At 31.2% G+C, this 11,113-nt stretch carries 10 protein-coding genes and 2 pseudogenes; 5 read left to right on the top strand and 7 right to left on the bottom strand.

The genetic code is table 11. The features are described from left to right. The 6 genes and pseudogenes from ACT8VG_RS03050 to ACT8VG_RS03025 form a co-directional block, all read right to left on the bottom strand. A partial coding sequence (locus ACT8VG_RS03050) for a sugar transferase (RefSeq protein WP_444195178.1) occupies positions 1–1,294 on the bottom strand: 1,294 nt, incomplete at its 3' end. Between the two features lie 134 nt (positions 1,295–1,428). Next, a pseudogene (locus ACT8VG_RS03045) lies at positions 1,429–2,244 on the bottom strand (acyltransferase); the annotation flags it as partial. 54 nt (positions 2,245–2,298) lie between these two features. Beyond that, on the bottom strand, positions 2,299–2,760 hold the full coding sequence (locus ACT8VG_RS03040; protein ID WP_444195177.1) for a GtrA family protein: 462 nt from the start codon (positions 2,758–2,760) through the stop codon (positions 2,299–2,301). A 203-nt stretch (positions 2,761–2,963) separates the two neighbouring features. Beyond that, a complete protein-coding gene (locus ACT8VG_RS03035; RefSeq protein ID WP_441035759.1) occupies positions 2,964–3,902 on the bottom strand; it encodes a glycosyltransferase family 2 protein in 939 nt (312 codons plus the stop codon). Then, positions 3,895–5,526: a DUF6020 family protein gene (locus ACT8VG_RS03030; RefSeq protein WP_444195176.1), complete on the bottom strand. Its 1,632-nt coding sequence runs from the start codon at positions 5,524–5,526 to the stop codon at positions 3,895–3,897. The genes ACT8VG_RS03035 and ACT8VG_RS03030 overlap by 8 nt, the downstream gene beginning before the upstream one ends. Positions 5,527–5,534: 8 nt before the next feature. Beyond that, positions 5,535–6,674 (bottom strand): acyltransferase, encoded by a 1,140-nt coding sequence (locus ACT8VG_RS03025; protein ID WP_444195175.1) that lies wholly within the window; start codon positions 6,672–6,674, stop codon positions 5,535–5,537. Between the two features lie 307 nt (positions 6,675–6,981). Here ACT8VG_RS03025 and ACT8VG_RS03020 point away from each other — a divergent pair, with 307 nt between their 5' ends. The 5 genes and pseudogenes from ACT8VG_RS03020 to ACT8VG_RS03000 all read left to right on the top strand — a co-directional run bounded on the left by ACT8VG_RS03020 (position 6,982) and on the right by ACT8VG_RS03000 (position 10,013). Next, positions 6,982–7,248, top strand: coding sequence for a transposase (locus tag ACT8VG_RS03020; RefSeq protein WP_444195174.1), 267 nt, complete (start codon positions 6,982–6,984; stop codon positions 7,246–7,248). Between the two features lie 114 nt (positions 7,249–7,362). Further along, the gene (locus tag ACT8VG_RS03015; protein WP_444195173.1) at positions 7,363–7,641 is read left to right on the top strand and encodes a hypothetical protein; all 279 of its coding nucleotides are present in this window, start codon (positions 7,363–7,365) and stop codon (positions 7,639–7,641) included. 15 nt (positions 7,642–7,656) lie between these two features. Beyond that, positions 7,657–8,055 carry a hypothetical protein gene (locus tag ACT8VG_RS03010; protein ID WP_444195172.1) on the top strand — a complete coding sequence of 133 codons (399 nt, stop codon included), beginning with the start codon at positions 7,657–7,659 and terminating at the stop codon, positions 8,053–8,055. Positions 8,056–8,728: 673 nt separating this feature from the next. Further along, a pseudogene (locus ACT8VG_RS03005) lies at positions 8,729–9,094 on the top strand (YfhO family protein); the annotation flags it as partial. A 1-nt stretch (position 9,095) separates the two neighbouring features. Next, positions 9,096–10,013 (top strand): glycosyltransferase family 2 protein, encoded by a 918-nt coding sequence (locus ACT8VG_RS03000; RefSeq protein WP_444195171.1) that lies wholly within the window; start codon positions 9,096–9,098, stop codon positions 10,011–10,013. Positions 10,014–10,072: 59 nt separating this feature from the next. On the opposite strand, the gene ACT8VG_RS02995 is transcribed toward ACT8VG_RS03000, so the two are convergent. Further along, positions 10,073–11,017, bottom strand: coding sequence for a hypothetical protein (locus tag ACT8VG_RS02995; protein ID WP_444195170.1), 945 nt, complete (start codon positions 11,015–11,017; stop codon positions 10,073–10,075). Positions 11,018–11,113 lie beyond the last annotated feature (96 nt).

The raw sequence follows: 11,113 nt of genomic DNA, 5'->3' as shown, positions 1-11,113 counted from the left end.
AACCTGTAATACCTGGCTTAAATGCAAGACGTGCTCTATGACGTAATTCATACTTATTCCATTCATCAAGAGTAGGGGGTCTAGTACCTACTAAACTCATATCACCCTTTAATACATTAAAGAACTGAGGGAATTCATCAAGAGAATAATCTCTAATAAAATTACCTATACCCTTCTTAGTTGTACCATCGGCTTTCTTTTTACAACCAATAATACGAGGGTCATATTCAAGTTTGAACATCATACCATCTTTAACTCTATTTTGAGCCATAAGCTCTTTCTTACGCTCTTCAGCGTCCATATACATACTTCTAAACTTATACATATTGAACACTTTACCATTTCTACCAACTCTCTTCTGTTTAAAGAAGATTGGTCCTGGAGAGGCAATAAAGATAGCTGGGCCTAAGAAGATAGTCAAAATAAGAGTAATGAAACATCCTACTAAACCACCAAGAATATCTAGTATTCTCTTGGCAATCCAGTCATATTCATTAATAGAGTTCATGCTAACAGTTAATACTTGGTTTTCACCCATTCTTTCAAACTGCTTACGATATCCCTTTAATGAGTTATATTCACTGATTTCCACATGAACAGCAAGACCCATTTCAGCCAAATCTTTAACTAAAGAAGTAGAGAAAACATCTTCCCTAGGAAGAATCACTAAAGCTTCATCCATCCATTGTCTTAATACATAATCTATAACAGTATCCTGAGACGCCACAATAGACCAGCCATTTGATTTCTGACCTTCCATATTCTTATCTAGAACCGCAAAACCAACACTCTGGTATTCATCCAAACCAAATATTTTCTTATTTTCTGTAATAGAATCAATAAATTCAGACTCTGTAATCACGATAAGAGACTTTTTATTATTCTTTCTTCTACGTCTTACAATTGGTTTCATAATACAATGTACAATATAAGTAAACATTGCATCAAATACACATGTAAAACCTAAAGTTAAACGTGATACATCATCTTTTTGCGCATAGAAAATATAATGAGTAGATACAACCATTAATAATAATGATTTTTCTATTACTTTAATCATTTCTGTAATATTATTACGCTTCAAAATATTCTTTAAAATATTAAAGAATATAATAATTAACATATCTAATAGTGTCATGACTATCGCAATATTGACATACAAAGATCTTGTATATATATCAAGTATTCCATGACGCATGTAGTAAGCTAGAAATATAGCTAACTGTAGACAGATAAGGTCCGCAATTAAGAAATCTAAATGCTTCGCCCATCCTCTTAATTTCCTTTTATACATCTTTTTTCACATCCTTATTTTTAAGTTCATACATAAATTACTATACCACAAAATAGTCTATAATTCACTTCATTGCTGTTATTATACCTTATTACAAGCGCTATCTATGTGTAATTTCTGTGAAATCATGTAATTTAAGGCAATATTTTCTTTCCTAATCTTAGTTTACGAATGAGTGTTGCAACAATAATAGTGATAGGAATAACGATAAAAGGCATACCTAGACGATAGATAATTGATTTTGTATAGTTCGTCAAATTAAGATTCTTACTTATTAATTCCATAACAAAATAATGTAATAAATATATAGGGAATGTATATTGCTTTATAAAATGAACATATTTAGAAATATTTGTTTTCATCACCTTTTCACTAATTTGTTTAATAAACAAGAGAAATGCACCCGAATACATTACAATGGGAGCATAAGTTAAATTTTTATAAATCTGACTTACATCACCTAAAGCGTATGATTCATAATAAGTACCACAAAAATGCATTAATAAACCAGCTAAACCAAAAAAATAAATAATACATCTTTGATTAGGTGTAAAATCCATCTTATGAATGAGATATCCCATCACCACGAATATTGCATAACCAATGACTACATTAACATTTAAAGGCCACGTAATATCGAGATGAAAAGCTGAAAGAAGAAATGGGATTGTAGCATTGAAAATAAAACCTACTACAAATAAATATTTAAATAATTCTATTCTTTTACCTTCTTCAATTGATGCAAATAAAGGAATAGACAAATAAATGTCAAATAAAGGCATAAAAAACCAATAAATTTGTACAAAATGAGTATTGATAAATCCATCAGTGAGAACCTTTAAAGTCAAATCAGATACTTTGACTGTATGTAAGAAAAATATATCAAATAAAAGTCCCATAAACGTCCAAAACAAAAATGGAATCACTGTCTTAGAAAAACGCTTCTTTAAAAAGTCTTTGTATCATAGCGCTTTTGGCTTTCATATTCTTTCCCTCTTATTCAATCACTCATTCTTGAAGACAATCAATTTGCTAATGATATAATTCGCAATGACCACAAGAACCTGTGCGAATACTTTCACGATAATACTATTCATGAATAATATATTTATTCCTACATACAACACAGCCTCTTCCATGAAAAGAGTAACAACACGTCCACCGAAGAAAGAAATCATTTCTTGAATAATACCTTTTATATCTTGTGCTATATGCTCAAAAACCCAAATACGATTTGTACCATAGGCAAATAATACAGCGAGTATCCATGAAAAGATATTCGCAATCATTGGATCCATATGCATACAAATATCAAAAAATGCATAAGAACCAATACTGATAACAGTTGTTAAACCGCCAAAAAATAAATAGAGTAATACTTCCTTATATTTTTTATAAAATGGATTAAATATACGTAAGATTTTCCATTCCATAATTCTATCAAATATATCTTTTTCTTTTTTCATAAACCCTCCAAAAAAATGCTCATATAAGTCAAGTATACAACATTTTTAACACTTATCCCAATCAAATTACATAACACAAAAAAAGTTTCTTCACGCACATGAAGAAACTTTTAAGAGCTGAACTTAATGTTGCTGACTCATCAATGTATAGATAATATCATTTTCCTTTGATATTCTCTATAAATCATACTCCCATATGATTATTATATCTTTTTACTTTCAAATGTACTTTTCATATTCATCAATTGCATTTCAAAATCCTGTCTATTCTTTTGAGTAATTGTTGTTAGAATCAAACCTGAAAATAATGACTGAATAGCTGCAAGCATTGTGAAACCACTCACAATTAATGTTGGCATTTTATCAACAACTCCTGTTTTCAGAAAAGTAACAAATACTGGAGCAAAAAATGCCACACTAATAATTGCTAATACAAGTGCAAGTAAAGAAAAGAATTGCATTGGTTTATAATTTTTAAATAAACGGAATATAGTTCTCAATACTTTGAACCCATCCGAATATGTATTCAATTTTGATTCACTGCCTTCTGGACGATCTCTGTAATCAATCACCACATTTTCAACAAACAAGTTCTTATCTACAGCATGAATACTCATTTCAGTTTCAATTTCAAAACCTTTAGATAACACAGGAAATGTCTTAACAAACATATAACTAAATGCACGATATCCAGTCATAATATCTTTGATATCACTTTTAAATAAACTGTTAATGCTATTACGTACAATACTATTTCCAAAGTTATGGAATGGGCGTTTATTTTCTTCAAAATAAGTTGACGATAAACGGTCTCCAACTACCATATCCACATTTCTGTACAATACCTTATCAGCCATTTCTCTTGCATATTCAGCCGGATATGTATCATCACCATCTGTCATAATATAACATTCAGCGTCAATGTCTCTAAACATTCTACGAATAACATTACCTTTTCCTTGCTGATACTCATAGCGAACTACTGCACCAGCAGCTTCTGCGATTTTATCTGTTCCATCTGTAGAATTATTGTCATATACATAGATGGTTGCCTCTGGCAACTCTCTCTTAAAATCTGTTACAACTTTTTCAATTGTCTTGCTTTCATTGTAGCAAGGAATTAAAACTGCTATTTTATCCATTCTTATCTTCCTTCCTCATTCTTGTAAATTCCGCTAATATCAACGGGAACGTATATATTACAGGGAATGCATATCTAACATGCCATCTAATACAAGGCGCAGCAAGTATAATTAATACTGATAAAATCAATGGGACAAAAAAGAACATACTATTATAATTATGCTTTTTCCATGAAAAAATCAGTAAACAGAACATCCCCATAATGTACAATGCCATATTGTTTAATAAACTGATAATTGGAACACTGTGGCATCCCACTAAATACTTAAAATATTTTTGTTGCAACAATGCTATTTTACGCGGAGTAGTAAAATACTGCTCTTTTTGATAAAAATAATTATTTGCATTACTATTCAAATAGTAAGCATAATTATTATATCCTGGATATATTAAAAAAATACTTTGCTGAACTGTTGCTTTTACATAACATGTTGGATGTTTTAGAAATTGCCTCCACCAAACATTTAAATATTGTTTTAAGTCATCTCCAGTGGCACTCCTGTTAAAATAAAATTTTACTGGATCTGAAACATATGGATTATATAGTTCTCCTAATTGATCATAAGGCAATACTTTATTAATTATCTTTTTTTCTTTTTCTGTAACTTCGTTTCCATATGTCTTTACATACCTTGCAGTTTGCTGAAACGGAAGAGATAACGCTTCTGCAATACTTCCCTTCTCCGGTTGGTAGATATGAGTCAAAGTCTTCGATGCTGTCACGGCCAATATACATGACATTGCAATAATTACAATATGTTTTATAAATTTATTATCACGCTTTTTAAATTCGTAAACCATTAATACCAAAGCTGTTGGCGCACACATATACAATCCATTATTTCTAAACAGAACCATTCCAACTGTTGCCAATACAAATAAAATACTATAGTAGCATTTACTCCAAAACAATTCACGATCTGCAGCATATACAATTAACGTTGTAATATACAACACGCACATTGCCACAAAATAAACATCCTTGATTACTGTTCCAACATATCCAGTAATAAATGGACTAAACCCAAAGAAAATAACTGCAAGTAATATACTCCAATACTTTGCTTGAAGAGCCACCAAACATTTAATTGCAAAAGAGAAAATCAATGCCAATATAATTGCTTCAACAACACAGAACAAAAAGATTCCGACATTTGCAGAATGCAATTGCATACCGAATTTTACAAACCATGCCATTAACATTGTATGAAAAATTGGATGATGAGTCGTCAAAGGCACGTTTCCCATCCCCTGATCTATCTGCCAACTTGCATCCCAGCAAATTCCCGCTGGATACTTCAATACTATTGGAATTGTCCAACAAATACATAAAAATATAAATGTGATTACAAAGGGATGTTGCCATACTATCCATGTTTGAATCTTTTTGTTTTTCTGTAGATAATCTCCTTGCACCAAACACCAGAATATTTGTATCAATACATGATATATCAAAATTCCTACTAACCACGCTACTATATATTTAAATGCTTGCATACCCGAATTAATGTGTTTCTCTTGAAGAAAAATATATCCAAGTATATATCCAGCACTAAAAATTATACTTAGCAACCAACTAAATCGTATTTTTATTTTAAATATATTCTTTAATTTTTGAATCATAATTTTTTCTACCTTCCTTCTTTATGCTGTAATCTTTTTTGTTTCCAGTAATTTTTACGCATTTTGTAATAGTTCAACCCTAAAATCGTTCTAAGTCCTGGAATCATTGAGAATATCTCTGTTGTTATAATAGAGCCTGACATAACAACAAGAGATTGTAGAACAAGCATATATACTCCGATTCTAGACGTTTTATTAACAAGCCATGCTGAAAATAAATATGCCAACATCATATGTGCTGCATAGATTCCAATTGTACGCACTGAAATAAATTCCATAATAGAATTTATCTTAGTTTTCTTCAGATCAAAAGTAGCAAATAAAGAATATATTCCTGCCGTCATAAGTAGGGTTGCAAATCGCTGATAATCTCCCTGTAATGCCTGATATGCACCGCCTAACGTGCCGTTTTGTATATAATATTCAATCACTAATAAAACAGCACCTACAGTAGCTGTTCCTACTGCAATTATTCTGTGTTTTTTCTTCTTTTCTGATTTATAAAAATACTGATGTAGTAATGGTCCAAGCAAAAAGAATAATAAATAGTACCCGGCTTGTGCAAACGGAAAATAAGCATCTCTAATCACTGAAAACGAAATACTTTTACCCGTCACATTTGCTATAAACGCATCTATCTCCGTAATAATTGGAATAAAAAATAACAATAATATCAAATAAAAATAGTATGTTTTCTTTTCTTCATAAATAGATGCAAATAATGGAAATACCAAATATACTCCTATTAAAGCATACATATACCAAAAATGTTCTGCTGGTACATATGGATTTGATAAATTTCCTCCGCAGAAGTAGTTCCATAAATCACTTATCTTCCAAATACAACTACCCGCTGGTAATCTTATATATTGAATTAATAAATAGACTGCTTTCCATGCGGCTGTTGTCACAATCAACATTCCTGTTTTTTTCAGGTGTTTACGCAACGAAAATTTTCTTTGCAACATCAATGCTCCATTAGCTAAGAGAAAAATAGGTACACCAAAGCATTTCACAAATAACATATACATATTCGCAGATACACCTTTGCCCATTACAGCATAATAGTGACAGCATACCACACAAAACATGGCAATTGTTTCCAAATAATCAATATATGTTAATCTGTTATTCTGCTTTGTTTTCACTTTCAAAAATTCCTTTCTGCATTTTTTTGAATATAACTATCGCTTTACAACTTTTATGTAAAATTATCATATAAAAACTTTCTAATATAGAATAAGTTTAATAAAACATCACAAAAAAAGTGACCCTGTAAAACATATGCATTATACAACGAAAAAACTATAATTAGTAGACTTTATCAATATTTTATGATTTATTTCGCTAAGTTTATGAAAAATGTTGCTACTAGATCATTAAATTTAACTTAACGCCTATTTTTCTACTTTATAGCCACCTAACTCAAATCATCATTTCTCGAATAGTTGTAAAATGATCTTAAAAGGTCAGGTGAGTGCTATGATAACTGAAAACCAGGTAAAAAACTATTTAAAAACTAAGGATAAGGATTATGTAAATAAACTTATTGAATCATTATATAAACAGGATGATGAAGACATTGATCCATCTCATAAGGCATACCCTATATGTGGTTCAGTTCATTTCAAGAAGAATAGAAAAGATAAGAACGGAAATCAGAGATATATCTGTCTTGATTGTCACAAGTCTTTTAGTGACAGAACCAACACCTTATTTTAATGATCTCATTTTACTTTGGACCAGTGGCTTCACTTCATTGAACTGGAACTATATAAAATGCCTCTAAAGGGTGAGGCTCAAGTCTAGGGGACAAGCAAGACAACCTGCTTCTATATGCGTCATAAACTTTATCATGCAGCATCTGAAATCATGGGTCATCAGAAATTATCTGGTGAAGTTGAAATAGATACACAGTATAAAAGTATCAACCTAAAGGGAACACGTCCTCAAAATATGCCTAGATACTCAAAGAAAAGAGGTAAACAGGCTGCATATAGAGGAATATCTCATCACAAGGTTGCCATTGTCTGTGCTACAGATGAAAATGATCATATGATGATGCAGGTATCAGGTCTTGGAAGTGAGTCATTCTATAAATATAACGCGAATTAAGACTACTTTAAAGATGTGGAAGAGTTCATATCAAATTCAAAGGCCAGCATACAGCAGTTTGCCAACTATCTTGAAGCAGTAAACAATAAGATAAAGACATCTCCTTTAGAAAAGAGATATCTTACTGATGATGGTAAATCATTAGGAGCTGTCAATGAGATGATGACAGAAGTAAGCTCAATGATACAGACAACAAGAGGCGTTGGAACCAGATACATACAAGGCTATCTAGATTTCCTGCTTCTTAAGAAGCAGGCTAAGTATACATTCAAGAGAAAGGAAATGGCATCTAAGATTCTAAGAATGATGATGGATACTGAGGCTTTCAGTAATGAAATGGTAAAAGCTACACCTATGCCTATTTCACTTAAGGAAGCATATTACGAATATCATTATGGGACTTTTGCTGAATAAGATAACCTAAAGCAACAATTTACTTATAAAGAGAGATTTATTTTATAACTTTTATATGTTCCAACAACAGTGATCCTACTTCTGGCGATACTATTCATATGAACTTTGAAATACTATTATTTCACCTAGTTTCGATATCATCATTTTTATACCAAATAACAAAGAAATTACTGAGTATATATATGCAATAATCATTTCCAAATATATAAATACCATTGTCCAGATTGCACGAAAACTTATAATAAACTCATTGTGAACACACACTACAATTTCAAATATCCTATTGGACTTTTTTGCGAATTTCTTGCATAGTACACCTTTCTAGAGTAGGGGAATCATCTTACCTTTCTGCTTCACGTAGTGAATTAGCCTCCATGATTTGATCGATCATACCAAAAACTACATAGTAAGAATTCTTATAATCCTTTTTGACAACCAGTATGCAAAATAAGTAAATGTCAAATAACATATTGGATGAGAATCAAATGTTTTTAGAAACCAAATTATTGATAAATATCTAATTATCAGTTACATCAAGAAAACAAAAGAATTCTTAAATATTTTTCACTAAAATATTAATATTTCTTAAATCATGTACACATGCAGTACCATTTATATAACCACATGACGATATGTGATATAATATTTTTACTTAAATTCATATGATAATGCCTATTTCTACGCATTAGATTTAAGTGTATTAAATCAGTGTGCTCAAACAGCACGTAAGAACAAAGTAAACATCTCAATGAAGAATGGTTCTATTGATACAACAGTCAAAACAGAAGATGAAGATAGTTATTTATATTTATCTGTTCCTGTAGATGATGGTTGGGATGTATTAATGAATAACGAAAAAGCAGATATAAAGTCATTTGGAAACTGCTTATATGCAATTAAGCTTCATTCTGGTACTAATAAAATTACTATGAGATATCATACAAAGTACCAAAAACTTGGTATTGGCTTAACAGCAGGGGCAATACTATTTATTATTGCGAATGCAATCTATAGAAAAAAATATTGTAAGGAGAATTAAAATGGAAGGTTTATTAAGTATTATAATACCATCTTATAATGAAGGACTATTAATTGATAATACCGCAAATGTAGTAGTAGATATCATGACAGAAAATAAGATTCCTTATGAAATCTTATTTGTGGATGATGGTTCTAAGGATGATACTTGGAATAGAATCCAAGCAGCATCAGAGAAACATGAACATGTAAGAGGTGTTCATTTCTCTAGAAACTTTGGTAAAGAATCTGCAATTACTGCAGGTTTAACATATGCAAAGGGTGATTGTTGCGTTGTCATGGACTGTGATTTACAGCATCCACCAATTAAAATTGTAGAAATGTATAAGTTATGGCAGGAAGGATATGAAGTTGTAGAAGCTGTCAAAGAGGATAGAGGAGAAGAATCAGGTATCCATAGATTTATGGCTAATACTTTCTATAAGATTATCTCTAAGTTGACTAATATCGATATGATGAATGCATCAGACTTCAAACTTCTTGATAGAAAAGTAATGTTAGTACTACTTAATATGAAGGAAAAGAATTCTTTCTTTAGAGCTTTATCTTCATGGGTAGGATTTAAGACAACACAGATTCAATTTAGAGTAGCTGAAAGAGAAGCAGGGGAATCTAAGTGGTCTACTAAATCACTAATTAAGTATGCAATACTTAATATTACTTCTTTCTCTTCTGCACCTATGCAGATTGTCACTATTTGTGGTTTTATCATGTTACTTACCTCTGTAATATTTGGTATTAACTCAATTGTACAGTATGTAAATGGTACAGCTTTAGGAGGTTTTACTACAGTTATTCTACTTCAGTTATTCTCTAGTAGTATTATCATGATCTGTCTTGGTATTATTGGTTACTATATTGCACAGATTTATGATGAAATCAGGGAAAGACCTAAGTTCATCGTTTCAGAAGAATGTTAGACAGGATGTGATCAATCACATCCCTTTTTTATGCATAAAAAAGGGGACATACACTGTCCCTAACAAACAATACCATTACGTATTGTGTAATTTATTCCATTATAATTGTAAGTACCATTATATGACCAATTCAATTGACCATTTTCTACATAGTACCAAGTACCTGTTCCGTTGACTTGAGATAATGTAGTCTTATGCCAGTTAATCTGTCCATGATCCACATAATACCATGTTCCATTATAGAAAATAAGACTATTATAGTGCGTATCCAGAACACCATTCACTAAATAACACCATTCTCCATTAATATAAGTAAGACCATTACTAGATGTATTTACAACACCATTCACCACATAGTAAGTCTTTCCACAGAAGTCTACTAATCCTGTATAAGTATCATCAATCTTACCATTATGAATACAATGCCATTGTCCATTGTAATAAATAAGTATATCACCTGTTAAGACAATACCATTATTCACAAAACACCAGCCATTTCCATACTTCACTATACCCGTCATATTTTTATTTGTATGACCATTCACAAGATAGTAGGTTGTTTTACCACAAGTCCAAGGACCATTATAAGATGTATCTATCTTACCTGAATCTACCTTATAATATTCCCCTTCATATTCAATAGCCCCTGTAACAGATTGATCCACAATACCATCAACCATATAGTAATTATGATAAACACCTGTGACATCAGTAAAATGACCATACTGAGTCGCATATGTACCAGCTCCAATAGTAATAGTAGATGCATAAGTATTAACTTTTACATCCTCACATTTCATTAAATAGCCTCCAATGGTTTCACCAATTGAGTAATGTCCATATTTATTAGGATGATAACCATCTGAAGAAAAGTAATCCTTATTTCCATTTAAAGCATATTCACTATTAGTGATATATGTACCTCCTGCCTGCTTTGTACCATCCTTATAAGCCTCTATAACCTGCGTAAAACGACTACGATTCTCTATAGAATCACCAGTCATAGCAACTAATACTTGCGCTTGAGGATAAAGGGTTTGTGATTTTTTAAAATGGACCCTGTAAAAAGGACACGATAAAAAAAGGATATTTATTTCGTG

This window comes from Catenibacterium sp., assembly GCF_052354645.1.
Classification (GTDB): domain Bacteria; phylum Bacillota_I; class Bacilli_A; order Erysipelotrichales; family Coprobacillaceae; genus Catenibacterium; species Catenibacterium mitsuoka_A.
This window is presented reverse-complemented; position numbering and strand designations above follow the sequence as displayed.

Coding starts and splice junctions, on each gene's coding strand:
- ACT8VG_RS03030 (WP_444195176.1), bottom strand. CDS start 5,526: ATGATTCAAAAATTAAAGAATATATTTAAAATAAAAATACGATTTAGT.
- ACT8VG_RS02995 (WP_444195170.1), bottom strand. CDS start 11,017: ATGACTGGTGATTCTATAGAGAATCGTAGTCGTTTTACGCAGGTTATA.
- ACT8VG_RS03035 (WP_441035759.1), bottom strand. CDS start 3,902: ATGGATAAAATAGCAGTTTTAATTCCTTGCTACAATGAAAGCAAGACA.
- ACT8VG_RS03020 (WP_444195174.1), top strand. CDS start 6,982: ATGATCTTAAAAGGTCAGGTGAGTGCTATGATAACTGAAAACCAGGTA.
- ACT8VG_RS03000 (WP_444195171.1), top strand. CDS start 9,096: ATGGAAGGTTTATTAAGTATTATAATACCATCTTATAATGAAGGACTA.
- ACT8VG_RS03015 (WP_444195173.1), top strand. CDS start 7,363: ATGCGTCATAAACTTTATCATGCAGCATCTGAAATCATGGGTCATCAG.
- ACT8VG_RS03040 (WP_444195177.1), bottom strand. CDS start 2,760: ATGAAAAAAGAAAAAGATATATTTGATAGAATTATGGAATGGAAAATC.